The following is a 25,422-nucleotide window of genomic DNA, read 5'->3' on the forward strand; positions in this document are numbered from 1 at the left end:
CTCCGCGGCCGTCCGGGCCGCGGCAGGTGGATGTCTGCAAGGCGCCGCTGTCGGCGAGGGCTAGCGGGGCGCAGGCGGTGGTTGCGCGCCCGCGGCGGGCGGGGATGGCGCGCGCGGGCTGGACGGCAGCATGCGGCGCAGCACCTCGTCGCGCCGGATGAAGTGGTGGACCAGTGCTGCGCCGACATGCAGGGCCACCAGCACCCAGGCCACCCGCTTGCCGAGGAAGCTGTGGACCGCCCACATGGCGTCCTCGAGCTGTAGCGTGGTCAGCCCGAACAGGGAGCGGACCCATTCCGCGAACGCCGTGTCGCGGCAGGCGGGGATGACGAACAGGCCGAAGTTCGTGGGGTCGTACGTGGTCATGTAGCCCGAGACGGGCATCAGTATCAGCAGGGCATACAGCGCCCAGTGCGCCGTGTCCGCCGCCAGCGCTTCCAGGCGCGAAGCCGCGATGTGGCGCGGGGTGGTGCCGAAGACGCGCCACAGCAGCCGCGGCAGCACCAGGAAGCCGATGGTGATGCCCAGCACCCAGTGGATGTTGAGGATCGGCACCACGCGCTGCGCATCGGGCGCCCACCCGAACAGCGGGGGGCGCACGCTCGTCTCGGGATCGACGATCCAGATCACGTAGTAGGCGACTCCGTACGCGGCGATGAAAGCCGCGGCCATCGCCCAGTGCAACAGCATCGAGACTCTGCCGTAGGCATCGAGGGTATTGCGCCAACGCATGGGTGTTCTCTCTTCGCGTAGGGATCGAGGGCTGCGCCGCCGCCTGCTCAGGGCAGAAGGATGGTGATGACCTTCTCTTCGGTATAGGCGATGGCGCCGGACAGCCCGCCCTCGCGCCCGATGCCGCTGGTCTTCACGCCGCCCCATGGAAGGTTCGCCTCCAGCGGACTCCAGCAATTGACCCCCACGGCGCCGACGCGCACCGCTGCCGCGACGCGGTGCGCGCGTGCCAGGTCGTTCGTCCACACCGTGGCCGCGAGGCCGTAGCTGGAGTCGTTGGCCAGCGCGATCGCTTCCTCTTCCGTGTCGAATGGGATCACCGTGCCCACCGGGCCGAAAATCTCCTCCCGGGCGATGGTCATGGCGTTGGTCGCGTTGGCGAAGATCGTGGGCTTCACGAACCAGCCCCTGTCCGGTGCCGAGACACCGCCCGCGAGCAGTTCGGCGCCTTCCTCCAGCCCGATGCGGATGTAGCGGTTGACGCGCTCGAACTGCGCCTTCTTGGCCACCGGCCCCATCTGCACACCCGGCTGGCGCGGATCGCCCACGGCCACGGCATCGGCGGCCTCGGCCAGTGCGGCCGAGAAGCGCTGCGCCAGGCTGCGCTGCACCAGGATGCGGGAGCCTGCCGCGCAAACCTGGCCCTGGTTCACGAACAGGCCCAGTGCGCAGCCGCGCAGCGCCTGCTCGAACGAGGCGTCGCCGAACACGATCTGCGCGCTCTTGCCGCCCAGCTCCAGGGTCACGCGCTTGAAGGACGCCCCTGCGATCTGCTGGATCGCGCGGCCGGCTTCGGGGCTGCCGGTGAAGCTGATCTTGGCGACGTCGGGGTGCTCGCACAGCGCGCGGCCGGCCACTGTGCCATGGCCCGTCACCACGTTGACCACGCCATCGGGGAATCCGGCTTCCTTGCACAGCGCGGCCAGGTGCAGCGCGGACTGGGGTGTCTCTTCCGACGGCTTCACCACCACGGTGCAACCGGCCGCGAGCAGGGCGGCCAGCTTCCAGGTGGTGATCATCAGCGGCGAGTTCCAGGGGACGATGGCGCCCACGACGCCCACCGGCTCGCGCACGGTATAGGAGAGTGTGCGCATGCCCATGTACCCGCTGGTCGGGATGGTGCGTCCTTCGAGCTGGTTCGCCCAGCCCGCCGCTGCGCGCAGATGGGACACGGCATTGGGCACGTCCATCATGCGCGGCTCCATGGGCGAGCGGCCGATGGCCTGCGCGTCCATGTCGGCCAGCAGTTCCGTGTCGCGTTCCACCAGCTCGGCCAGCCGCAGCAGCAGGCGGGCGCGCCGGGCACCCCCGAGGTGGCTCCATGCGCCGCCGTGCAGTTGGGCGTGCGCGGCGGCGACGGCGCGCTGGATGTCCTCGGCGGTACCGCGCGCCGCCGTCGCATATTCCTGTTCGTTCACGGGATCCACCAGCGCCATCCGGCCTCCGTCGGAGGCCTCTGCGGGGGCGCCATTGATGTAGTGCTTCAGGGAGTGGTTCATGGGCATGTGGCGGCGTGTTCTGTAAAGGTGGGAAACACATGTCGCGCAAGAACTTCCTTGCGGAGCTGACGCGCTGTGTGACGGTGCCGGAAGTTTCGGGTTCGACCTTCAGGCCGCGTTAGCCCAAATCAGCAACTGCATGCATCGCAGCGCGGGCTTGCGCAGGGCGGAATGCGCACCGGGCCGGTGCCTTTTTCCCTGCCCGGGTGCATGTTCCGCGCCGGGGCGCGATGGGGGCGTGCGATGCACTGGCAGCGTGCGGATGGCGGGTTTTCCCGGCTGTATGTGGGAATTGACGCTTGCACAATTCTTGCAATGTGGCAGAGCTGCCAGGCCTGCACCCGCGGGCCGCGCCCGCGCAGGAGGTTCCGCCGGACCATGAATCAGTCGATCGATCGGTTTCAAGATATCCATGTGCACGCATCCGCAGTGCGCGAATGGCACCAGACGTACAGCCAGATCACGGCCGGTGCGCTGGAAAGTTCGCTCATCCAGTTGAATAGCGCGCGCTGCCATGTCTTTCGCGAGCACATCAACCAGCGCGTGGTGCAGCATGGCGAGGCGCCCCGCGGCAAGCTGTGCTTCGCCGTGCCCATCGCCATTCCCGGTTCCATCCGCATGCAGGGCCGCGAGGCGGACGACAAAAGCATCTTCGTGCTGCGGGGTGGCGAGGAATTCATGTTCCACATGCCCATGGGCATGGACCTGCTGGCCATCACGTTCGAACAGTCGTTTTTCGACCAGGCCCTCGCGGATACGCCGTGGGAGCAGGAGATCGGCATGCTGCTGCGGCAGCCGGTGATCAAGGTGCCGCAGCAGCGGCTCCAGGAGGCGCGCCGCCGGTTGCTCGCGATTTTCTCGGGGGCCATGGCTTCCGACGACACGGCGGCGCCGCTGCAGGGAGAGCCGTCGCAGGCGCTGGAGCAGGCCATGCTCGAGGAAATGCTGCGGCTCGTCACCGATCCCGCCTGCGACCGGGCCCAGCGCCACGGCAGTTCCACGCACAGTTTCATCGTGGAAAAGTGCCATCGGTTCGCGATGTCCGACGCGGTCAACGTGCCCAGCGTCATGGACTTGTGCGAGCGCCTTCACGTGAGCCGCCGCACGGTGCAGAACAGCTTCCGCACGGTGGCGGAAACCACCCCGCTGAACTATCTGCGCTCGGTGCGCCTCAACGGGGTGCGCCGCAAGCTGATGTCCACCGCTGCCTCGGAGCTGTCCATCGGAGACGCCGCCTCGGCCTGGGGATTCTTCCATCTGAGCCACTTCGCCGCCGAGTACCAGGAGCTGTTCGGCGAGCTGCCGTCGCAGACGCGCCGCGCCGACACCCCGCGCCGGCTGGCGAACTGAACGTTCCCGCAGATCCTGCTCCCCGAGCGCCGGCACCCGTTCTACCGTCGGCGGGAAACGCCGCCGCGTGCTTTCCCTGCCGACCCCTGCTGCCGTGCATCCCGGAAACCGTGCCGCGCGGCGGCCCGCCGAACCGGCTTGCCGATCCGGGATATCGCCCACCGGCCTGCCGTTCTTAGACTGCCGCCTGCTTCGGCCCGGGCCCGGTTTGCGCTCTTCGCGCGGTGGCCGGGCCCCGACATGACACGCCGAGCACGGAGACGAATGTATGGAATGGACAGACCCCCCTGTGACCGGAGCGCAGCACGCCGGTGCGCCACCTTCCACGGGCCTGCGGCGAGCGACGCTCGGTGCGGGAGTCATCACGCTGCTCGTGATCTCCGCCGCCAGCCCGCTGAGCGTGGTGGCCGGGGGCTTCCCGATCGGCATCATGCTGGGCAACGGGGCGGGAACGCCCGCGCTGGTGCTGGTGGCGCTGGCGCTGCTGCTCATGTTCGCGGCGGGCTACACCGCCATGGCCACCTGCGTCACCAGCGCGGGAGGCTTCTATTCGATGGTGGCGCGCGGCCTGGGCGGCCATGCGGGCGGGGCGGTGGCGATGGTGGCCGTCCTCGGATACGTGGTGCTGCAGTTCGGCCTGTACGGGCTGCTGGGCGCCGTCACCTCGGAGGCGATCCATGCGCTGTCCGGGTGGCAACTGCCGTGGTGGTCGTGCGCGCTGGCGGCCATGGCCTCGGTGGCCTACTTCGGCTACCACCAGATCGATTTCTCCGCGAAGATGCTCGCGGGCTTCGTGGTGGCCGAATACGTCGCCGTGCTGTGCCTGGACGTGCTGATCCTCGCGCACGGCGGCTCCGACGGCATCCACCTGCGGTCCTATACGCCGCAGGCCGTCTCCAGCGGCAATCCCTTCATCGGCCTGCTGTTCTGCTTCGCCGCCTTCATCGGCTTCGAGGCGACCACCATCTACAGCGAAGAGGCCAAGGATCCGCGGCGCAGCATTCCTGTCGCCACGTATGCGGCGCTGCTGCTGGTGGGCTGCTTCTACTCGTTTTCGCTGTGGTGCCTCGTGATCGGCGCGGGCAGCGACAAGGTCGTGGCGACTATCTCGGCGCTGGAAGATCCGACGAACTTCCTCTACCTGCTCTCCGACAAGTACGGCGGGCCGCAACTCACCCTGGTGCTGCGCGGCATGTTCATCGTCAGCATCTACGCGGGCCTGATCGCATTCCACAATTCCACGGCGCGCTATTTCTATTCCATGGGCCGCGAGGGCCTGCTGCCAGAAGTGCTGGGTCGCACGCACCCGATGTACAAGAGCCCGCACATCGCCTCGCTGCTGCAGACCGGGCTGTGCGCGGTCGTCGTGATCGGCTTCGCGGTGGCCGGCGCGGACCCGGTGCTCTCGGTGTTCTCCTGGCTCAGCAACCTCGCATCGGTCTGCGTGCTGGCACTGATGGTGTGCACCGCCGCCGCGGTGATCGCGTTCTTCCATGGCCGGCCGCGCGGCTATGGCCGCCTGCGCGTGCTGGTGCTGCCGCTGCTGGCCTGCCTGGGCCTTTGCGCGGTGCTGGCGCTTGCGGTGGCCAACTTCCATGTCCTGACCGGCGCCAGCCCCCGCGCGTCCGTCGTGCTCGTGGGCGCGGTGCCGGTGGCGGCGCTGCTGGGCCTGTGGGCCGCCCGGCGGCTGCGGCGGCGCGAGCCCGGCCGCTTCGCGAACCTGGGCCAGGACCGGGTGTAGCCCGCCGGTCTGCCTGCACGTACCGACATGCGCTGGATGAACGACATGCGGATCGGGGCCCGGCTCGGCCTCGGCTTCGGGGCGGTGATCGCGCTGCTGATGGTCCTCGCGGCCGTGGGCATCGAGCGGATGGCCGCGGTCGCGGCCAATACCGGGCGCATCGTGGACGACCGCTACGCCAGGGTGACCCAGGTGCACGCCATCGAGAACGCCGTGCACGCGCAGGCCATCGCGCTGCGCACGGCACTCATCGCCACCGACCTGGAAGCGGTGCGTGCGGAAATGGACAAGGTCGATGCCGCGGACCGCGCCATCGACGGCGCGATCCGCGCGCTGCAGGACATGCCGGGCACGGCGGAACAGGGGCTGCACGCGCTGGATGGCGTCCTGGAGCTCCGCAAGGCCTACTCCGTGCGCAAGACCGAATTGTCCCGGCTGGTGCTGGCGCAGAGCCTGGACGAAGGCGGGGGGTTCCTGGTGCAGCACATGCTGCCGGCGCAGCAGGCCTACCTGGCCGCCGTCGAACGCCTCGGCAAGGCCCAGGCCGACGGCATGGTGCAGTTCGGCGCCGAGGCCATGCGCACCGCGCGGCTCGCCCAGGCGGCCATGGCGGTCCTGGCCGCCGCGGCACTGGCGCTGGCTGCGGGCATCGCCGTGGTGCTGACGCGCTCGATCACGGGGCCCCTGTCCGAGGCCCTGGCGCTGGCCTCTACGGTGGCGCGGGGCGACCTCAGCGTGCGCACGGAGACACGGCGCGGCGATGAGGCGGGCCAGTTGCTGGGGGCGCTGCAGCGCATGGCCGAAAGCCTCTCGGGCATCGTCCGCCAGGTGCGCGAGAGCAGCGAATCCATCGCGACCGGTGCATCGCAGATCGCCTCGGGCAATCTGGATCTGTCGCGCCGCACCGAGGAGCAATCGTCCAGCCTGCGGCAGACCGCTGCCGCCATGGACCAGGTCTCCGCGGTGTCCGGCCAGAACGCGCGGGTGGCGGGCGAGACCGCCGCGCTCGTGGAGGAGGCTCGCATCGCCGCGCAGCAGGGCGGTGCGGCCGTGCGCGAGGTGGTCGCCGTGATGGGCGAGATCGCGGCCGGTGCGCGCAGCATCGCCGACATCACGGGCGTGATCGACGGCATTGCGCGGCAGACCAACATCCTCGCGCTGAATGCGGCGGTGGAGGGTGCCCGCGCCGCGGAGCATGGCCGCGGCTTCGCCGTCGTGGCGGCGGAGGTCCGCGCGCTGGCACTGCGCGCCACCGCCGCTGCCCGGGACATCAAGGAACTGGTGCAGGCCAGCGCGCTCCAGGTGGACGAGGGGGCGCGGCTCGTGCAGGGCGCGGGCGACACGATGGAGGCGGTCGTGCGCCATGTCGCGGGCATCGCGCAGCGGGCCGCCGGCATCGACGACGCCAGCCGCGCGCAGAACCGGGACATCGTCCGTGTCGCGGAAGCCATGGGTTCGATCGACCGTGCGACACAGCAGAACGCCGCGCTCGTGGAGGAGGCCGCCGCCGCCGCGGGCAGCCTCAGCGACCAGTCCGCCCGCCTCGCCAGCGTTGTCCGCTCCTTCACGCTGGAACGCGAAACACGCTGCGTTCCGGTTGCCGATTCAGGCTAACCCGCCTTCCGCAGCTTGCATGACCATCGCCTGGCGCTCCACGGTGTGCGGCGCATACGCCGCACGCCATCCCGCAGATACGCAACAAGGTATGTTTTATGACTGAAGCTGAACTGGAAGCCCTGAACTTTGCCGACGCCCCGAAAATGGTGTCCACCGCCTTTCCCGGCCCGAAGGCGGCCGAAGCGCTGGCCCTGTCCGCGCGCACGGAATCGATGGCGCGTGGCGGCGGCCGCATGCCCATGGTGATGGACCGCGCTTTCGGCGTGACCTTCAAGGACCCCGACGGCAACGTCTTCGTGGACCTGTCCGCCGGTGTCGGCGTGAGCAGCGTGGGCCGCTGCCATCCGGAGGTCGTGAAGACCATGCAGCGGCAGGCCGGCGACCTGATGCATGCCATGGAAGTGAACAACACGCGGCGCACCGAACTGGCGGCGAAGATCTCCGAAATCGCGCCCGAAGGCCTGCGGGGCGACTGCATCACCTTCTTCACGCAAAGCGGCAGCGACGCGCTGGAAGCGGCCGTGAAATTCGCCCGGCGCGTCACCGGCCGCCACCAGATCATCGCCTTCCACGGCGGCTACCACGGCATCTGGCAGGCTTCCAACGCGCTCACCACGGGCACGGCCTACCGCAAGGGCTACGGCCCTTTCATGGGCGGCGTGATCCATGCACCCTATCCCTATGCCTACCGTTTCCCCTTCGACACCACGCACAAGAGCGCCGAGCAGATCGCGGGCGAGTACATCGACTACCTGCTCAACACCCCGTACACCGCCGCCGACGACGTCGCCGCGGTGATCGTCGAGCCCGTGCAGGGCGAAGGCGGCTACGTGCCCCCGGCGCCGGAATTCCTGCAGCTGCTGCGCAAGGCCTGCGACCGCAGCGGCGCGTTGCTCATCGTGGACGAGGTGCAGTGCGGCGCGGGCCGCACCGGCAAGATGTGGGCCGTGGAGCACTCCGGCGTGAAGCCCGACATGCTGACCTTCGGCAAGGGCATGGGCGGCGACGTGCCCATGGCCGGCCTGGTCATGCGCTCGGACCTCGCCGCGAAGATCCCGGACGGTTCCGCTCCCAACACCTTCGCGGCCAACGCCCTTTCCGCCGCCGTGGCGCTCACCAACATCCGCCTGCTCCAGGACCCGGAGCTGAACCTGATCCAGCGGGCCCACGACGTGGGCCTGGAGGCGCAGGAGTACATCCGGGGCTTCAACAGCCCCTACGTGGGCGAAGTGCGCGGACGCGGGCTGATGATCGGCATCGAACTGGTCGAGGACCAGGCCACGAGGACGCCGCTGACCGGCGAGAAGCTGGGCCGTCTCATGGGCTACGTGCTGAGCCACGGGGTGCTGATGGTGCCCTGCGGCCGCTACACCAACGTGATGCGCGTGATGCCGTCCCTGACCGTGCCGCGTTCGCTCCTGTTCAAGGCGCTGGACGTCTTCGGCCGCGGGCTGGCGTCGCTCTGACCACCGTGCCGGCCGCCGGTTCTTCTCCCGGCCTGGTGGGGAGGGGGCTGGCGGCCATGGCCGCAGCCGTGGTGCAGCCGCTGCGCTTCACTGCCGGGCGATGCGCTCGGTCAGCTCGGCCGCGGCCTCGGTGACGAGCCTGCACAGGAATCCTTCCTGGAAGGCCCTGAAGCGCTCGCTGCGCCCCACCAGCGTGATGCTGCCCAGCACGCGCTGCTTCTCGTCGAACACCGGCGCCGCGATGCCGATGCGCTCCGGATGCAGTTCCCCTTCGCTGATGCAGTAGCCCTGCTTGCGGATCGCCAGCAGGCTCTTGGAGAAGTCCTTCCACTGCAGGCCCACGTGCTCCAGCTCCGGCCCGGCCGCATGGGCGTCGTAGATGCGGCGGATCTGCCGCGGCGACAGATAGGCCAGCACCACCCGGGCCGTCGCGCTGTGGAACAGGTCGATGGGCTTGCCGCGCCCGCTGTCCGCCGGGGCCGCATCGCTGCCGCGCTGCAGCAGCACGTTGATCACCACGTCGCCATACAGCTCGCTGATCAGTGCGTCCAGCTGGGTTTCCTTCACCAGCCGGTCGATCAGGTCGCGGCTGCGTACCAGCATCGGATCGTAGTCGGTCATCTGCCGCTCCAGCGCGATGATCCGGGGCCCCAGCGCATACCCCCGGGGCAGCCGCACCAGCAGTCCCACGTCGCCGAGTTCGCGCAGGTAGCGGTAGGCGCTCGCAGGCGTGTAGTCCAGTTCCCGGCAGATGGTATCGACGTCGATCACCGGCTGGTCCGGACGAAAGAGATCGAGCACGGCGAGCATTCGGCGCAGGCTGTTCATGGTTCTTCGAAAGATGGAAACGGTGCCGGCGCCGTGCCCGGAGGGCACGGGCCGTGCGGCGGATCGGACCTGCACGGCACCGGAAGGCTGCCGCGGCCCTGCGGCCGGACGCTCCTGGCGTTCCGTCGCCGCGGCGGCTGCAGAGGTGCCCGAGCCGCCCGACAGGCTGCATGTATGTTACGGCAGAACTCCGGGGCCGCTGGTTGCCGCGCACGCAGAGATTCACGGCACCGCGCATGCAGGAGGCCGCGCCGCCGCGATTCCTACAAACGGCCGAGCCTGCGAGGGAGGAAGCTGGTTTCCAGGCCCTGCAGGCCGCAGCGATCGCTGCAAATGCCGCGCTCCCATCCGGACGCGCACGGCCTGCAGTCCTCCACCACGACACAAGGAGAGTCTTTCATGAACAGGAATCCACAGATGCGCAAGACGCTGCAGTACTGCGCCGGTGCGCTGATCTCGGGCGCGATGCTGATCGGCGCCCCGCTGGCGCAGGCACAGACGTCGGGCGGGTCTTCCGGCGGTGCCATGGGCGGCAGCGCCGTCGATGCCCCGTCCCCCCGGGCCAGCGGCGCCACCAAGCGCTCCAGCGCCCATCCGGATGGCCGCAGCTCCGGCGGTATGCATTCCGGCAGCGGCTCCGGAAGCTCCGGCACCGGAACCGGCTCGGGCGGCAGCGGCGGCACGCCGGGAAGCAGCGGTGCAGGCAGCAATGGCTCGGGAGGTTCAGGGACGGGAACGGGTAGCGGTGCCGGTGGCTCCAGCGGCGGCGGCACTGGAGGCAGCGGCGGCAGTGGCGGTGCCGGAGGCGCGAGCGGCCGTTGAGCAGGGCACTCAGACGGGGGCGGGCGCGGCTCCTACAGCGCCTGCCTCGTCCGTCCCACCCCGCGCACGTCTTGCCAGGAGCCCAATAGGGGCTCAGAATCCAAGAAGGAGGTGCCGCATGTCCGCCGTCCACAGCCCGGGAGGCTCCGCCTTCTCGATCGCCGAAGTCGCGCGCGCGCGCCAGATGGGACAGCGCGACCTGCCGCGTTGGCAGACCCAGCTCGGCGACTTCGAACCCTGCCCCGATGTCGAGGACATTCCCGACAGCCGCCAGGCCGCGCAATCCCAGTTCTCGGACGAAGATGTTCCCCGCCACCGGCAGTGGCTGGGTTGAGCCAGGGGTTGATGGGCTTCAGCGGCGCAGCCTGCACGCTGCCCGCACCAGCCGGTCGGCCTGGTCCGGTATGGCCTTGAACGTGACGGGCGCTTCTCCCTGCCGGAACGTCCGGTTCGCGGCCACCGCGCCCGTCCAACCCGGCTGCGTGTAGAAACGCATGCGGGTGTACCAAGCATCCCGCCGAGCGCAATCGACCACCACCATGCTCTCATGGCCGCGGTACTGTCCCCCGCCATAGGCTTCGCGCAGGGTGTCGCGGGTAACGCGCACCTCCACGCTGATCATGTCGCCTTCGAGGTGCGTGACCGACTCCGGGCGGATCTGTATGAGGTCCCTCTCGAGCAGCGCCGGATCTCCGTACACGGTGAACCATCCGCCATCCGCAGTGGAAGTCAGGGAAAGGGTGGCCAGCAGGATGCCGGCGATCAGAGCGTGCATGGATGGGGCGCCAGAGTTGCGCCATTGTCATCAATCAGCGCATTACCTCCTTTATGCCATGGACTTGCCGTCATGCAAGGGTGCGGGGTGACCATTCGGGCTGGTTCCCAACCCGCACAGCCGCCGGACCGAGAGTGGCCACGGCACCGGCCGAGACCCCGCATCTCCCAAGAATAGGGGCGCCCTTCCGATACGGACTGTGAGGGCCGGTAAGTTGCTTGTCGGTATGCGTGGAAGGCCTTGGCCTGCCCGGAGGGACTCGAACCCCCGACCTATTGCTTAGAAGGCAATTGCTCTATCCAGTTGAGCTACGGGCAGATGTGGGAAGGGAGCAGGCAGCCGCGGCCCTTCCGAGGCCCGTGATCATACCTGCGAGCCGCGTGGCCCCCGGGGTCTCGAGGGCATCGCCGCCGGGGCGCTTTGCGGTTATAACGGAATGCAACGACACCATTTTCGCCGCCCCTCCCGCGCGCTGAGCGCTGCCAAAGCCCATCCTTTGACACATGCCCCATAGCGTCGCCCTCATCCATACGATCGCCGTCGGCCTCGGCCTGGCGCTGCTGCTGGGTTTCCTGGCGACGCGGGTGCGCCTGCCCGCCCTGGTGGGCTACCTGCTGGCCGGTGTGGCGATCGGGCCCTATACGCCCGGTTTCGTGGCCGACGGGGCCATGGCCAGCCAGTTGGCCGAGATCGGCGTCATGCTGCTGATGTTCGGCGTGGGTCTGCACTTCTCGCTGGGCGACCTCCTGGCCGTGCGCAAGATCGCGCTGCCCGGCGCCATCGTGCAAATGGCCGTGGCCACGCTGCTGGGCATGGGCCTGGCCACCTGGTGGGGCTGGGGCCTGGGCGGCGCGCTGGTTTTCGGCCTGGCCCTGTCGGTGGCCAGCACGGTGGTGCTGCTGCGGGCGCTGGAAACGCTCGGCATCCTCGACTCCTACACGGGCCGCATCGCGGTCGGGTGGCTGGTGGTGGAGGACCTCGCCATGGTGCTGGTCCTGGTGCTGCTGCCGCCCCTGGCGGGTTGGCTCGGCGGCACGCCGGAGGGCGCGGCCGAGGCTGCGGCCCATCCGCCGCTCTGGAAGACCGTGGGCTGGACGCTGGCGCAGGTGGGCGGCTTCGTGGCCGTGATGCTGCTCGTGGGGCGCCGGCTCTTTCCCTGGATGCTGTGGCAGGTGGCGCGCACGGGATCGCGCGAGCTTTTCACGCTGTGCGTGGTGGCGGCGGCCGTGGGCATCGCCTTCGGCTCGGCCGCGCTGTTCGGGGTGTCGTTCGCGCTGGGCGCGTTCTTCGCGGGCATGGTGATGCGCGAGTCGGAATTCGCCCACCGCGCCGCGCAGGAATCGCTGCCGCTGCGCGATGCCTTCGCCGTGCTGTTCTTCGTCTCCGTGGGCATGCTGTTCGATCCACGCGTGCTGCTCGAGCGCCCCCTGCAGGTGCTCGCCGTGGTGGCGATCATCATCTTCGGCAAGACCTTCGCGGCGGCCGCGCTGGTGCTGGCCTTCCGCTATCCGCTCAACACCGCGCTGACCGTGTCGGCCAGCCTGGCGCAGATCGGCGAGTTCTCGTTCATCCTCGTGGGCCTGGGTGCATCGCTGGGGCTGCTGCCGCCGGAAGGCGCGAGCCTGGTGCTGGCGGGCGCGCTGTTTTCCATCGCCCTCAACCCCATCCTGTTCCGCGCCATCGCGCCGCTGCAGGACTGGCTGCGTGCGCGTTCCGCCTGGGCGCGGCAACTGGAACTGCGCGATGATCCGCTGGCGGAACTGCCCGAGACCACGCACCAGCGCTACCTGGCCCGGCAGGTGGTGCTGGTCGGCTACGGCCGGGTGGGGCGCCGCATCGCCGCAGCGCTGGCGGCGCGCGACATCCCCTTCGTGGTGGCCGAGCAGAACCGGGAACTGGTCGAGTGGCTGCGCGCCCAGGGCATGGCCGCCGTTGCCGGCGACGCCGTGGAGCCGGCCGTGCTGATCCAGGCGCATATCGCGCGGGCCCACATGCTGGTGATCGCCACGCCGGACACGCTGGACGTGCGGCAGATCGTCGCCACCGCCCGCACCCTCAATCCTGCCATCGAGACCGTCGTGCGCACCCACAACGAGGAAGAGGCGCAGTTGCTCGAAAGCGAGGGCGTGGGCAAGGTCTTCCTGGGCGAGGAGGCGCTGGCCGTGGCCATGACCACCCACGTGGTGGCCGTGGCAGCCGCGCAGGAACGCCACGGCGCCACCGTGCCGGGCGCGCTGGACGAGCGGCACGCATCCGTCTGACCCGTCGGGGCCCGCCGGGCGGTGCGCGGGCGCCGCAGGGGCGCCGCGGCGCAGGTCAGTCCGGCTCCTCGAACACCAGCGTCGGCGTGGTCATCACCCGTGCCATGTCGCCCAGCGAGCCGATGAGCCGGTTCGCGAAATAGCTGTTCTGGGTGTCGGGCTCCAGGGCGGCGACCGCGAGGTTCGCCAGGGGCTGGTTGAGCGGCACGTAGTAGCTGCCGGCGGGGGCGTCGATGGCGGTGCGCACGGTTTCCACCTTCACGCGCAGCGTGTCCGCCGCGCCGGCCACGGTGCCGCGCACGTCTTCCCGCGGCGCGGTGTCGCGCGCGGTCTCTCGGTAGGTGTCGGCCAGCAGCGATCCCTGCTCGGCCACGCGCATCACCTGCACGCCCATCATCTTCAGGTGGTCCACCGCCTCGCCGGCCGAGGGGCCGAGCCAGTAGCCGCAGGGGCGCGGGCGGCTGGTGAGGGTGCGCAGGTCGAGCGACGAGTTCCATTCCACGCGCACGGTCTTGTCGGCACCGGTCTGCGGGTCGAGCATCAGCAGGTCGCGCTGCGTCATGGTCGGGCCCGCATCCACGGCGACCTCGCCGCGGCAGGCCTGCGCGACCGTGTCGCGCGCGACGAACGAGCGCACCTGCTCCAGGTTGGCGGCGCGCTCGGCGGTGCTGCGCAGGGCGCTGGTCAGCGCCGTCACCTGGGTATGCACCCGGCGCTGGATGTGCGTGCGGCCGATGCCCACGCCGCGCGTTTCCACCAGCAGGCTGACCGCGTTCTTGAGGCCGTTCACGTTGCGGCCGGTATCCGGCCGGGTGCCGCCCATGGAGACGCGCATGTCCGCCGGATCGGTGGAGGTGGTGTAGTACCAGTCGCTGGTCAGCCCCTGGCCCTGCAGGGCGGCCGCCATGGGCTGGTAGTACCACTCGCGCGAGGCCTTGGTGAGGAATTCCGGCACGTTGGCAGTGGTGGCGTATTGCATCAGCGCGTCGTAGCGCTGGATGCCGCCGAACTTCTGCAGGAAGCGGCCGACCACGGTGTACTCGTGTGCATCGACGATGGCGATGGGGCGGTAGTCCCGTACCAGCCGGGCCAGCCCCTGCGCCTCGGGCGTGGTGAGCAGCAGGTGGTCGCGGTTCATGTCGGTGCCGTTGGCGGTCACGCGGGTGCCGGCTTCCGCACCGTCGGGGTTGGCGCGCGGCACGACGACGACGTTGATGCGGTCGAGCAGCGGCTCCAGCAGGCCCTGGGTGAGTTCGCGCGCGATCACCAGCAGGGCTTCCGAGCCTGCGGGTTCGTCGCCGTGCTGCTGGCCGATCAGCACCACGGTGGGCCGGCCGCTGGCGTCCAGGTCCTGCAGCGAAGTGCCGGCTCCACGCGTGGCCACGAGTGCCTCGAGCGGAACGCCGCGCTGCGAGCGGCCCCACTCGATCGCCGCCGTCTTCGTCGCGCTGCCCGCCTGGGGGGCGAGGCTGTGCAGCCACTGCGAGGCCTCTGCGTTGGTGGTGAAGGCCCGGCGGCCGTCGGCCAGGCCGGGCGTGTCGTAGCGCACCGATGGATCGGGGAACCGTGCCGCGACGGCGGCGGAATAGGGCAGGGCTTCGGCCGGGGCGGCGGCGGAAGGGGGGGCCGCGCCTTCCGGCTGCGGCACGACCGGGGTTTCGACGATCGGCGTGGTGACCACTTCCGCGCGCGTGGTGCCCAGCGGCGGGGGTACGGCGCGCGCCGGGGCCGGGCGCGCCTGCGCGGTGGAGGGCAGGGGCGTCGGCGCGCTCGCAGGCCAGGGGGGCAGCGGCGTGCTGCTGCAGCCCGCCGCCAGCACAGCGATGGCCAGGACCAGGGGGGCGAGCGCGCGGGGCGGCAGGCCGGGGGCGGCGGTCCTGGAGGGGCGGGGGGCGTCGAATGGCTGGTTCATGGTCGATCGGGCCGCGTGCGGCCGGGTAAGGCAGGCGGGGCCGATGTTACCCGGCGCCGCGGCCGGGCCGTGTCGGTGGCAGTCCCGTGTGCCGGGGCATTCGGGCCGAGACGGCGGAAACGAAACGGCGCGGCACGGAACGGTCCGGAGACCGCCCGTGCCGCGCCGTGGGCACCTGGCGCCGCCCTGGGAAGGGCGTGCGCGGAGATTCAGCGTCCGTAGCCGCCACCGCCGCCACGCGGGCCGCGGTTGCCGCCGCGGCCACCGCCGTAGCCGCCACCACCACCACCGCCGCCGCCATAGCCACCGCCGCCGCCGCCACCGCTGCGGAAGCCGCCGCCGCCGCGCCGGCCGCTGGACATGCTGTCCACGCTGGTGCGCATCGGGTCGGGCTGGCCGCCGCCGCTGCCGTGGCGCGTGGGGCCCAGGTGCGTGCCGAGCTGCGTGCCCAGGTGGGCGTTCTCGCGCCGCGGCTGCAGGTCGTCGGAGCGGTGTCCGCCTTCGCCACGCGGGGGGCGGCTGCCGCGCCCGCCGCCATTGCCGCCGCCACCGTTGCCGGAGCGCGGATGGCCGCCGTTGCCGGGATGCGCCGCGCGCGGGCCGTTGCCCTGGCCCTGGCCTTGTTGCGCGCCGCCGCGGCCGCGCTGAGGCTTCTGGCCACCGTTGCCGCCGCCTTCGCCCTGGCCTTGCGCGCCGCGGCCGCCGGACTTGCCGCCGCCGCTGCGTTCACCCTGGGTGGCCTTGTTGGTGCGGATGCGTTCCATCATCTCGCTGCGCGCGGCCTTGGCGGCCGCCTGCATGACCTCGCGGCTCGGCGGCTTGCCCGCGCCGCCCCAGATGGTCTGGCGGCCCATGGCGATCGGCTCCGCCTTCTCACCTTCCTCCGGGCCGAAGCCCTCGAGGACCTGCACCGGGATCTCCTGCTTGGTGAAGCGCTCGATCTCCATCATGAAGCCTTCCTCGTCCATGCAGACCAGGCTCACGGCCTCGCCGCTGGCGCCCGCGCGGCCGGTGCGGCCGATGCGGTGGACATAGTCCTCGGGAACGTTGGGGATCTCGTAGTTGACGACGTGCGGCAGCTCGTCGATGTCGATGCCGCGCGCGGCGATGTCGGTGGCCACCAGGGCACGGATGTCGCCACTCTTGAAGCCGGCCAGGGCCTGGGTGCGGGCGCTCTGGCTCTTGTTGCCGTGCAGCGCCATGGCCGTCACGCCGTTCTTGGTGAGGAATTCGGCCACGTTGTTGGCGCCGAACTTGGTGCGGGTGAAGACCAGCACCTGGCTCCAGTTGTGCTGCTGGATGATGTGCAGTAGCACCTGCTTCTTCTTGCCGCGGCCCACGGGGTGGATCACCTGGGTGATGCGCTGCACGGTGGTGTTGCGCGGAGTGACCTGGATGCTCTGCGGGTTCTTGAGCAGCGTGCCGGCCAGTTCGCGGATCTCGTCGCTGAAGGTGGCCGAGAACAGCAGGCTCTGCTTGTCGCGGGGCACCAGGGCCAGCACCTTCTTCACGTCGTGGATGAAGCCCATGTCCAGCATGCGGTCGGCTTCGTCCAGCACCAGGATCTCGACCTTGGAGAGGTCCAGGAAGCCCTGCTGCTGCAGGTCCAGCAGGCGGCCTGGGGTGGCCACCAGGATGTCCACGCCGCGCTTGATGCGGTCGATCTGCGGGTTCATGCCCACGCCGCCGAAGATCACGGTGGACTTCACGTCCAGGTGCTTGGCATAGGCGCGGAGGTTTTCCTCGACCTGCGCGGCCAGTTCACGCGTGGGGGTGAGCACCAGGGCGCGGATGCCGCCGGCGGGCCGGGCGGTGCCGCCCTGCGTGAGGCGGTGCAGCATCGGCAGCGTGAAGGCCGCCGTCTTGCCGGTACCGGTCTGGGCTCCGGCGAGGAGGTCGTGCCCTGCGAGCACGGCGGGGATGGCCTGGGCCTGGATGGGGGTGGGGGTCTCGTAGCCCTGCTCGTGCACGGCTTTCAGAATGGCCGGGGCCAGATTCAGTTCGTCAAAAGTCATTCAAGGAAGCGCCCTCTCCGGGCGCGGGAGGCATCGGCCTGTCGCAGGACCCGGGGGAAGGGGCTGCGTCCAGTCAAGGCAGATGGGATTCACGAATGGGAGCCGGAATACCGCGCGGCGGCTTCCTCGTCCCCAGCAGACTGCTGAGGCCGCCGGTTCCTGGTGCCGGCGGCTGAGACGCTATTGTGGCACGAGATCGCACCATACCGTGCGCAGGGACACACTGCAGGCGTGGCCGTTCGCCTCGCCGGACTTTCCCGGGCTTAGACTGGCGGCCTGTCATCCATGTTGCGGTGGCCGGGCCGCCATCGGGATTTACCCGGTGCGCGGCCATGGCCACCACGCCAGCCCGCGGACCCGCCCCCCATGCCTTCATCGCCATCGCCATCGCCCGCCGCAGTGCCGGACGGCGCCCTGCAACTCGAAATCGCCCACATGGAAGGCCTGGTCTGGTCCGGCCCGGTGCGCGTGGTGGGCCTGCCGGGCGCGGAGGGCGCCTTCGGCGTGCTGCACGGCCACACGCCGCTGCTCACGCGGCTGCGCGCGGGCTTCGTGCACATCGAGACCCCGGCCGGGGAGCGCATCGAGGTGTATGTCTCCGGCGGCTATGTGGAGATCCAGCCCGCGCGGGTCACGGTGCTCGCCGACACCGCCGTGCGCAATGCCGACCTCGACGCCGCGCGTGCCGAGGCCGCGAGGCAGGCGGCCTCCAGCCTGCTCGGCGGGGAACTGGCCCACATCGACCATGCCCTGCTGCACGCCGAGATCGCGCGCGCCGCGGCCCAGTGGACGCACGAGGCGCGCAAGCTCTCCGGGCGCTAGCAGCCGCCCTCCCGCCGGGCCCGCCATCCTGCCCGGCGCAAAGCATCCGATAATCGTGGGCAAAGCCTCCGCCGCGCGGCCTGCGCCGGCCGCCTCCCGCCCGGGCGGAGCCGCCCCCCATTCCAAGGAAAGAAAGCCAATGGCCCAGTACGTTTATTCGATGAACCGCGTCAGCAAGACCGTGCCCCCGAAGCGGCAGATCTTGAAGGACATCTCCCTGTCGTTCTTCCCCGGTGCCAAGATCGGCGTGCTGGGCCTGAACGGCTCGGGCAAGTCCACGCTGCTGAAGATCATGGCCGGCGTGGACAAGGAGATCGAGGGCGAGGCCATCCCGATGCCGGGCCTGAAGATCGGTTACCTGCCGCAGGAGCCCCAGCTCAACCCCGACCACACGGTGCGCGAGAGCGTGGAGGAGGCCATGGGCGAGGTGTTCGCTGCCAAGGCCAAGCTCGAGGAGGTGTATGCCGCCTATGCCGAGCCCGACGCCGATTTCGACGCGCTGGCCGCCGAGCAGGCCCGCCTGGAAGCCATCATCGCCACGGCCGGCACCGACTCCGAGCACCAGCTGGAGATCGCCGCCGACGCACTGCGCCTGCCGCCCTGGGAGGCCACCGTGGGCGTGCTCTCCGGCGGTGAAAAACGCCGCATCGCGCTGTGCCGCCTGCTGCTGTCCAAGCCCGACATGCTGCTGCTCGACGAACCCACCAACCACCTGGATGCCGAATCCGTCGACTGGCTGGAGCAGTTCCTGCACCGTTTCCCCGGCACCGTGGTGGCCATCACCCACGACCGCTACTTCCTCGACAACGCGGCCGAGTGGATCCTGGAACTCGACCGTGGCCACGGCATTCCGTACAAGGGCAACTACAGCACCTGGCTCGACCAGAAGCAGGCCCGCCTCGAATCCGAGCAGAAGGGCGAGGAAGCCCGCGCCAAGGCCCTGAAGAAGGAACTGGAGTGGGTGCGCCAGAACGCCAAGGGCCGCCAGGCCAAGTCCAAGGCGCGTATCGCCCGCTTCGAGGAACTGAGCGATTTCGAATACCAGAAGCGCAACGAAACGCAGGAAATCTTCATTCCCGTGGCCGACCGCCTGGGCACGCAGGTCATCGAGTTCAAGAACGTCACCAAGTCGTTCGGCGACCGCGTGCTGATCGACAACCTGTCGATGAACATCCCGGCCGGCGCCATCGTCGGCATCATCGGCCCGAACGGGGCCGGCAAGTCCACGCTGTTCAAGCTGATCGCCGGACGCGAGCAGCCCGACAGCGGCGAAGTGGTGATCGGCTCCACCGTGAAGATGGCCTACGTGGACCAGAACCGCGATGCGCTGTCCGACGAGAAGACCGTCTGGGAAGACATCTCGGGCGGCCTGGACATCATCAACATCGGCAAGTTCCAGATGGCGAGCCGCGCCTACGCGGGCCGCTTCAACTTCAACGGGGGCGACCAGCAGAAGAAGGTCGGCAGCCTGTCGGGCGGCGAGCGCGGCCGGCTGCACCTGGCCAAGACGCTGATCGCGGGCGGCAACGTGCTGCTGCTCGATGAACCCTCGAACGACCTGGACGTGGAAACCCTGCGCGCCCTGGAAGACGCGCTGCTGGAATACGCGGGCACCGTGCTGGTCATCAGCCACGACCGCTGGTTCCTCGACCGCATCGCCACCCACATCCTGGCCGCCGAAGGCGACAGCCAGTGGGTGTTCTTCGACGGCAACTACCAGGAGTACGAGGCCGACAAGAAGAAGCGCCTGGGCGAAGAGGGCGCCAAGCCCAAGCGCATGCGCTACAAGGCGCTCAAGTGAGCGACGGACGGCTCCACCCCGTCCGCTAGCTCCGTCCTTTTCCCTGCCGCGAACCCCACCGCGCCGAAACACGCCGCCGCGCCATGCCCGCCATCGCTCCCACCGCCCGGTCGGCTTTCCGTGCCTGCGTCGTGGCGGCCATCCGCGACGGCGAGGCGATGATGGAGGCGCTGGTGGCGCACGCGCGCGATGCCCTCGAGGCAGAAGCGCCGCTGGCACGCGAGCCCCGGCGGCGTGATGCGCTGGAAGGCGCCCGCGCGCTGCTGGCGCAGCATGCGCCCGCGCTGGTGCGGGGCTTTCCCATGGCCCTGCTGGAGATCTTCGCGGGCGCCGATGCGGACGCCCGGGCAAGGCCTTCCGAGCCCGCGGCGCTGGACTTCGGCGAGCTGTCCCTGATGGACGAGGCCGAAGTCATGGCGCAGGTGGAGCTGTCGCGCGCCCAGCAGGTGGCCCTGCATGCCACCGAGGCCGTGCTGGCGGAACTGGACGCGCTGGTGAGCGCGGCCCAGGGCCTGCCCAGCGTGCAACCCGACCGCAATCCGCTGCGCCCCGAGAACTACATCCGTGCCCTGCAGCAGGTGGTGGGAGCCACGGGGGTGTCGCCCGATGTGCGGACCCTCTGGATGGCACCGCTGTGCAATGCGCTGGGCACCCAGCTCCAGGCCGCCTACCGCAGCGCCGCGACCCGGCTTCGCGAGGACGGCGTGCAGCCCGTGGGCTATGCGGTCGCGGGCCATGCCGCGGGGCGGGGCGCCGCCGCCGGGCGCTGGCAGGGGCCGGCGGCCGTCCAGGCGGGCGGCGGGCAGGGCGGTGGCTGGGGCACGGGATACGGCCCCGTCCCCGGCCTGGGTGATGTGCACTCCGCGCAGGGCGGCTGGCGTGGGGCGGTGACTGGCTGGAGCGGCATGGCGGGTACGCCGCTGCCGCCCTCCCAGCCGGCAGCCCTGGCGCCGGAAGCCGAGGAAGCCCTGCTCACCGTCGCCATGCTCCGGCAGATGCTGGCCCAGCCGATGGGGCCGCTGGCGGCACCGGTGGCCGCGGGGGTGCCCGCGCACCTGGCGCTGGCGGCGCACCCGGGTGGACTGGACGGCCTGCCGGTGGCCGGACTGCCGCTGGCCAGCCCTCCGGAGGGAGGTCTCGCCGCCGCTGCGGCCGAAGCCATGGAGGACATTGCCGAGCTCGAGCGCATCGTGGGCCGCCTGTCCGGCAGCCTGCCCGCGCCGCTCGCCGCCGTCGCGCCAGCGTCGGCGCATCCGGGCATGGCAGCGGCCGCCATCGCCCCGCCGGCAGCCGGCCCGGCCGGCGCTCCCGCTCGTTCCCGCTCGCGCGCCGCCAGCGAGGTGGTGAGCCGCATGATGGACAACATCGCGCAGGACGACCGCCTGCTGCCGCCGGTGCAGCGCTCGCTGCAGAACCTGCGCCCGGCGCTGCAGCGCCTGGTACGGCACGATCCGCGCTTTTTCACCGACGAGCGGCATCCCGCGCGCCGCCTGCTGGACGCGCTCACCCAGCGGGCGCTGTCCTTCGATTCCGAGGACGTGCAGGATTTCAGCGGCTTCGCGCGCCTCATGGAGCGGGCCGTGGAAAGCGTGACCTCGGGCGACACCCGCAGCGCCGACACCTTCGCTGCCGCCCTGGCAGGGCTGGAAGCGGGCTGGTCCGAGCAGGACCGGCGCCGCCGAGAGCAGGAGGAGTCCGCGCGTGCCGTGGCGCAGGAGCTCACGCGGCGCGAGGCCCTGTCGCGGCGCGTGTCGCAGGACATCCGGGCGCTGGCGCGCACCGAGGACGTGCCGCCCGACATCGTGGATTTCGCCGCGGGCCCCTGGGCCGACGTGGTGGCGCGCGCCCAGGCGGACCGGCCCGGCGAGGACGACCCCGGCGGCTACCTCGCGATCGTGCCCGAACTGTTCTGGCTCGCCCAGCCCGAACTCGCAGCCCGCACGCCCGAGCGCCTGGCCCCTGCCGTCACGCGCATCCTGGGCGTCCTGCGCGGCGGCCTGGACAGCGTGGGGCACGACGATGGCATGACGGGTGTCGTCCTGGAGCGGGTCGCGACCCTGCACCAGGCGGCCGCCGAACGGGCCGCCGCCCGATCGGGAGAGGCCGTGGACTCCGGTATGCCGCAGACCGGCAACTCCCTGCTGGAGCCTGAAGAAGCCGGCGGGAACGCGGCAGGGGATGCCCCCGAGCCCACCGACGGGGCGAACGCCTCCGGCAGCGAGCTCTCCATCGGCACCTGGGTGGAACTCACCACGAATCACCGCGCGGTGCATACGCAGCTCACCTGGGCCAGTCCGCACCACACGCTGTTTTTGTTCACGGCGCCCGACGGCAGCACGCAGTCCATGACGCGGCGCGTGCGGGACAAGCTCATGGCCGAGGGCGCCCTGAAAGTGCTGCCGGGGCCGCCCGCCAGGGCGAAGCCGAAGTCCCGGGGCGTGCCGGGGAGCGGCCCCTCGCAGGCGCGCAAGCCGCGGTGAGCGGCGGCGGGCGCGGCCCCGCTCAGCCTACCGAGGTCAGCGCGAGATGGTTGGAGAGCGTGGTGCCGCTGATGGTGTAGTGCGCCGTCACGGGCGAGCCCTTGCGGTAGGTGAACACCTGGTTCGCTTCGTTGTCGTTTCCCCAGACGACGAACGCGTACAGCTCGACCAGGGCGCCGTCCGGCACCCCGTGGTCGCCCGGGTCGGCGGTGCGCGTCTGCCCCAGCGGAAAGGAGTCCGTGCCGTCGCGGTGGATCTTGTTGCCCTTGTCGTCCCAGTACACGAACTGCAGCTTGACGACGAAGCCGCCCTGGTTGCGCAGCGAGAAGTGGCCGATGGTTTGCATGGAAATGGCTCCGGAAACGGTGGATTAGCTTCGGTGGGTCGGTCGCGGGGCCGGCGTTCAGCCGCCGGACAGGCCCGTGAAGCCGAGCTGGTTGTCGAGCGTGGTGCCGCTGATCGTGAAATCCGCGGTCCAGGCGTTGCCCTTGCTGTAGATGAACAACTGTTCCGCGACGTTGTCGCGCCCCCAGACCACGAAGGCATAGACCGTGACCGGCGATCCGTCCGGTACGCCGTGGTCGCCCGGGTCCGCCGTGCGGCTCTGGCCGATCGGAAAGCTGCCGGTGCCGTCCACGTGGTGCTTTTCCCCCTTGCTGTCGATGTACTGGAACTGCAGCTTCACGGCAAAGCCGCCCTGGTTGCTCAGCGAGAATTTCCCTATCTGTTGCATGTGACGGTCCCTCCTTTGGTGGCGGCGAGATGCCGCGCCGGAAATATCCGGCACTTCACGGAGGCAGGCAACTTAAGCGATCTGAAATCTGCTGAACGCGGCCGTGCGCCGCCTCGCGTCAGGCCGGGGCGGCCGGCGCGCCGGCCACCTTCTGCCGCACGATCTGGATGTGGTGCCGCAGCGCGTAGAGCTCGTCCGCGTACGACAGCGGCACGCTCACCTTCTCGACCTGGGCTTCCAGCCGGGCCAGTTGCGCCAGCAGTTCCTGCGGCGGCAGGCCCCCGGTCTCGAACTGGTCCTCGATCTCGCGCAGCCGGCCGTACCAGCGGAACACGCGCGAGCGCACCCGGAACTGGTAGAGCGGCGGCACGATGCGCGATAGCGGCAGCATGGCCGCCAGCAGCACGCCCAGCACCAGCCACATGCGCTCGACCAGGTTGGCGATCCAGAACGGCAGATAGCGCTGCAGCAGCGGCGGCGAGCCGTTGATCGCGCGCTCGCCCTCGGCGGCGATCGGCAGTTCACTGTGGCGCGTATTCGGAAAGTCGCGCGCCCGGTTGAACCAGCCCGCGCCGCCGTGCAGCGTCTGTGCGCTCTGCGCGAACAGCTGCAGCAGCGCCGGGTGCGTGCCCTCGCGCGCCAGCAGCGAGGTGGTGGAGGCCACCAGGCGCACATCGGAGGAAGGCACGTTGCCCGCGAGGTCCACCACGCCGCGCGGCAGCGTGACGGGCGTGAGGAAGGGGAAGCGCCGGGCATAGGCTTCGTTCTGAGGGAAGTCCATGAGCCGCACGCCGGGCGTCTGCAGCAGCATCTGCACCATCAGCGATTCGGGCGCGGAGGCGAACACCAGCGCGTCCAGCCGGCCCGCCAGGAAGTCCACCGTGGCGGGCGTCTGGCCCAGTTGCGTGCGGTGCACCCGGGCCGGATCCACCCGGTTGGCCTCCAGCAGCGTGTCCATGAGCGTCGGCACGCCACTGCCCGGCGTGCCCACGTTCACCCGCAGGCCGCGCAGCTGCGCCAGGCTGGTGAGGCGGCCATTGGCGGACACGCGCCGTGCCGCGTCGTCCCGGTAGAACAGCCAGATCGGTTCCACGAACAGGCTGCCCAGCGACTCCAGGTTTTCGGAGTCCTCCGGGCGCAGTTCGCCCGTGCCGCCCTGCACGAAGGCCAGGTCCGCGCGGCCCTCGCGCAACAGCTGCAGGTTGGCCGAGGAGCCTTCGCTTTCGAGCAGCACCACATCGATGCCGTCCACCGCCAGGGCCTTGCGGTAGCGCTGGCCGAATTCGGCGTAGGCGCTCTGCGCGGGGCCGGTGGCCAGGGTGACGCGGCGCGGCGGGTTGGGCTGCAGCCACCAGTAGGCCAGCGCCACCAGCCCCACGGCCAGGAAGGCGAGCGGGCCCGCCGAGAGCAGCAGGTCGCGCACGTTCAGCAGGGCCGTGCGCACGCGCCGTGCGGCGGTGCGCGACCGGGCAGCGAGCATGTTCATGGCCAGGTCGCTCCCCAGGGGGCCGTGCCGCCCAGCTCCGCCGCGCCGGGCAGGTGCAGGCCCAGCGGCGTGGTGAACGACCGCGCCGCGAGCACCGCGCGCAGCGTGGCGCGTGCCGTGACCTCGGCTGCCAGGGTGGACAGCACCATCATGCCCGGCGAACGGCCCGCCAGGCCCGTGCCCAGCGCGAAGAGCGTGTCGCCGTCCGACAGCGTGTGCACGGGGTTGATGGCGCGCGCCAGCCCGTCGTGTGCGCACACCGCCAGCCGCCGCGCCTGGGCCTTGGTGATGGCAGCATCGGTCGCCACCACGCCGATCGTGGTGTTGGTGCCCGCGAGCAGTGTGTTCGGCACATCTCCGGCCAGCAGCGCGCGGCGCGTGTCGCGCAGCCGCAGCCCGTCGGACGTGCGGGCGCCGGCCACCGGATGGCCGGACTCCGGGTCCACCACGTCGCCGGCCGCATTGCAGGCCACCAGCGCGCCCACGGTCACGCCCAGTACCGTGATCGACGCGGTGCCGATGCCTCCCTTCATGGCGTATTCCATGCCGAAGAGCTTGCCCACCGAGGCGCCCGCCCCGGCGCCCACGTTCCCTTCGGCCGGGTCCGCACGCGATGCGGCGGCGCAGGCCGCGTAGCCGGCAGCAGCGTCGGGGCGGATGCGCGCGTCGCCCACGGGCAGGTCGAACAGCACGGCGGCGGGTACCAGCGGAATGCGGGCCACGCCCACGTCCAGGCCGATGCCGCGCTCTTCCAGCCAGCGCACCGCGCCGCCCGCCGCATCCAGCCCGAACGCGCTGCCGCCGGACAGCATCACGGCATGGATGCGATCGACCAGGTGCGTGGGCTCCAGCAGGTCGGTCTCGCGCGTGCCGGGCGCGGCGCCGCGCACGTCCACGCCGCCCACCGCGCCCTCCCGGGCGATGACCACGCTGCAGCCCGTGGGCCGGCGGGTGTCGGTGCTGTGGCCGACCTCGATGCCGGCGACGCGGGTGATGGAGCCGGCGTCGCCGGCCGGGCCAGGGGAATGCGAGAACTGGGACATGGGAAGAAGGGCCGGATCACCGGCATGCCGCGGAGGGCG

General features: G+C 70.7%; 20 protein-coding genes and 1 tRNA gene. 10 read left to right on the forward strand and 11 right to left on the reverse strand.

The window, feature by feature from the left end; all coding sequences use genetic code 11:
- Positions 1-60: 60 nt before the first annotated feature.
- Positions 61-732, reverse strand: a complete 672-nt coding sequence (locus ACGHC0_RS09160; RefSeq protein ID WP_368354928.1) for a cytochrome b — start codon at positions 730-732, stop codon at positions 61-63.
- Between the two features lie 47 nt (positions 733-779).
- Positions 780-2,237 (reverse strand): aldehyde dehydrogenase family protein, encoded by a 1,458-nt coding sequence (locus ACGHC0_RS09165; protein WP_405045338.1) that lies wholly within the window; start codon positions 2,235-2,237, stop codon positions 780-782.
- Between the two features lie 372 nt (positions 2,238-2,609).
- Between ACGHC0_RS09165 and ACGHC0_RS09170 the strand changes: the two genes are divergently transcribed.
- The 4 genes from ACGHC0_RS09170 to ACGHC0_RS09185 all read left to right on the forward strand — a co-directional run bounded on the left by ACGHC0_RS09170 (position 2,610) and on the right by ACGHC0_RS09185 (position 8,405).
- Positions 2,610-3,581 carry a helix-turn-helix domain-containing protein gene (locus ACGHC0_RS09170; protein ID WP_368354930.1) on the forward strand — a complete coding sequence of 324 codons (972 nt, stop codon included), beginning with the start codon at positions 2,610-2,612 and terminating at the stop codon, positions 3,579-3,581.
- 268 nt (positions 3,582-3,849) lie between these two features.
- A complete protein-coding gene (locus tag ACGHC0_RS09175) occupies positions 3,850-5,322 on the forward strand; it encodes an APC family permease (RefSeq protein WP_415268023.1) in 1,473 nt (490 codons plus the stop codon).
- A 36-nt stretch (positions 5,323-5,358) separates the two neighbouring features.
- Positions 5,359-6,936, forward strand: coding sequence for a methyl-accepting chemotaxis protein (locus ACGHC0_RS09180; protein WP_415268024.1), 1,578 nt, complete (start codon positions 5,359-5,361; stop codon positions 6,934-6,936).
- Between the two features lie 98 nt (positions 6,937-7,034).
- Positions 7,035-8,405 (forward strand): aspartate aminotransferase family protein, encoded by a 1,371-nt coding sequence (locus ACGHC0_RS09185; protein ID WP_368354933.1) that lies wholly within the window; start codon positions 7,035-7,037, stop codon positions 8,403-8,405.
- Positions 8,406-8,492: 87 nt separating this feature from the next.
- On the opposite strand, the gene ACGHC0_RS09190 is transcribed toward ACGHC0_RS09185, so the two are convergent.
- Entirely contained in the window at positions 8,493-9,233 is a 741-nt protein-coding gene (locus ACGHC0_RS09190) for an IclR family transcriptional regulator (RefSeq protein ID WP_368354934.1), read from the reverse strand.
- Between the two features lie 399 nt (positions 9,234-9,632).
- On the opposite strand from ACGHC0_RS09190, the gene ACGHC0_RS09195 reads away from it, so the two are divergent.
- Positions 9,633-10,055 (forward strand): hypothetical protein, encoded by a 423-nt coding sequence (locus ACGHC0_RS09195; RefSeq protein ID WP_368354935.1) that lies wholly within the window; start codon positions 9,633-9,635, stop codon positions 10,053-10,055.
- 118 nt (positions 10,056-10,173) lie between these two features.
- The gene (locus ACGHC0_RS09200) at positions 10,174-10,389 is read left to right on the forward strand and encodes a hypothetical protein (protein WP_368354936.1); all 216 of its coding nucleotides are present in this window, start codon (positions 10,174-10,176) and stop codon (positions 10,387-10,389) included.
- Positions 10,390-10,407: 18 nt separating this feature from the next.
- Here ACGHC0_RS09200 and ACGHC0_RS09205 read toward each other — a convergent pair whose 3' ends face one another.
- Positions 10,408-10,830, reverse strand: a complete 423-nt coding sequence (locus tag ACGHC0_RS09205) for a hypothetical protein (protein WP_368354937.1) — start codon at positions 10,828-10,830, stop codon at positions 10,408-10,410.
- A gap of 241 nt (positions 10,831-11,071) precedes the next feature.
- Positions 11,072-11,148, reverse strand: a tRNA-Arg gene (locus ACGHC0_RS09210).
- Positions 11,149-11,333: 185 nt separating this feature from the next.
- Between ACGHC0_RS09210 and ybaL the strand changes: the two genes are divergently transcribed.
- Positions 11,334-13,091: a YbaL family putative K(+) efflux transporter gene (gene ybaL / locus ACGHC0_RS09215; protein ID WP_368354938.1), complete on the forward strand. Its 1,758-nt coding sequence runs from the start codon at positions 11,334-11,336 to the stop codon at positions 13,089-13,091.
- 55 nt (positions 13,092-13,146) lie between these two features.
- Here ybaL and ACGHC0_RS09220 read toward each other — a convergent pair whose 3' ends face one another.
- Positions 13,147-15,003 carry a M14 family metallocarboxypeptidase gene (locus tag ACGHC0_RS09220; protein ID WP_415268025.1) on the reverse strand — a complete coding sequence of 619 codons (1,857 nt, stop codon included), beginning with the start codon at positions 15,001-15,003 and terminating at the stop codon, positions 13,147-13,149.
- Between the two features lie 209 nt (positions 15,004-15,212).
- On the reverse strand, positions 15,213-17,018 hold the full coding sequence (locus ACGHC0_RS09225) for a DEAD/DEAH box helicase (protein WP_415268026.1): 1,806 nt from the start codon (positions 17,016-17,018) through the stop codon (positions 15,213-15,215).
- A gap of 366 nt (positions 17,019-17,384) precedes the next feature.
- Here ACGHC0_RS09225 and atpC point away from each other — a divergent pair, with 366 nt between their 5' ends.
- The 3 genes from atpC (at position 17,385) to ACGHC0_RS09240 (ending at position 22,121) form a co-directional block, all read left to right on the forward strand.
- On the forward strand, positions 17,385-17,840 hold the full coding sequence (gene atpC / locus ACGHC0_RS09230; protein WP_415268027.1) for an ATP synthase F1 subunit epsilon: 456 nt from the start codon (positions 17,385-17,387) through the stop codon (positions 17,838-17,840).
- Positions 17,841-17,979: 139 nt separating this feature from the next.
- Positions 17,980-19,641, forward strand: a complete 1,662-nt coding sequence (gene ettA, locus ACGHC0_RS09235) for an energy-dependent translational throttle protein EttA (RefSeq protein WP_368354942.1) — start codon at positions 17,980-17,982, stop codon at positions 19,639-19,641.
- A gap of 83 nt (positions 19,642-19,724) precedes the next feature.
- Positions 19,725-22,121: a DUF1631 family protein gene (locus ACGHC0_RS09240; protein WP_415268028.1), complete on the forward strand. Its 2,397-nt coding sequence runs from the start codon at positions 19,725-19,727 to the stop codon at positions 22,119-22,121.
- A 22-nt stretch (positions 22,122-22,143) separates the two neighbouring features.
- Here ACGHC0_RS09240 and ACGHC0_RS09245 read toward each other — a convergent pair whose 3' ends face one another.
- From ACGHC0_RS09245 to ACGHC0_RS09260, 4 genes are all read right to left on the reverse strand, one after another.
- Positions 22,144-22,467, reverse strand: a complete 324-nt coding sequence (locus ACGHC0_RS09245) for a hypothetical protein (RefSeq protein WP_368354944.1) — start codon at positions 22,465-22,467, stop codon at positions 22,144-22,146.
- A gap of 57 nt (positions 22,468-22,524) precedes the next feature.
- On the reverse strand, positions 22,525-22,854 hold the full coding sequence (locus ACGHC0_RS09250) for a hypothetical protein (RefSeq protein WP_415268029.1): 330 nt from the start codon (positions 22,852-22,854) through the stop codon (positions 22,525-22,527).
- Between the two features lie 118 nt (positions 22,855-22,972).
- The gene (locus ACGHC0_RS09255; RefSeq protein ID WP_415268030.1) at positions 22,973-24,340 is read right to left on the reverse strand and encodes a TAXI family TRAP transporter solute-binding subunit; all 1,368 of its coding nucleotides are present in this window, start codon (positions 24,338-24,340) and stop codon (positions 22,973-22,975) included.
- Positions 24,337-25,383: a P1 family peptidase gene (locus ACGHC0_RS09260; protein ID WP_415268031.1), complete on the reverse strand. Its 1,047-nt coding sequence runs from the start codon at positions 25,381-25,383 to the stop codon at positions 24,337-24,339. Before ACGHC0_RS09260 ends, ACGHC0_RS09255 begins: the two co-directional genes overlap by 4 nt.
- Between the last annotated feature and the right edge of the window lie 39 nt (positions 25,384-25,422).

It is taken from the genome of Acidovorax sacchari (assembly GCF_042847045.1).
GTDB classification, from domain to species: Bacteria; Pseudomonadota; Gammaproteobacteria; order Burkholderiales; family Burkholderiaceae_C; genus Paracidovorax; species Paracidovorax sacchari.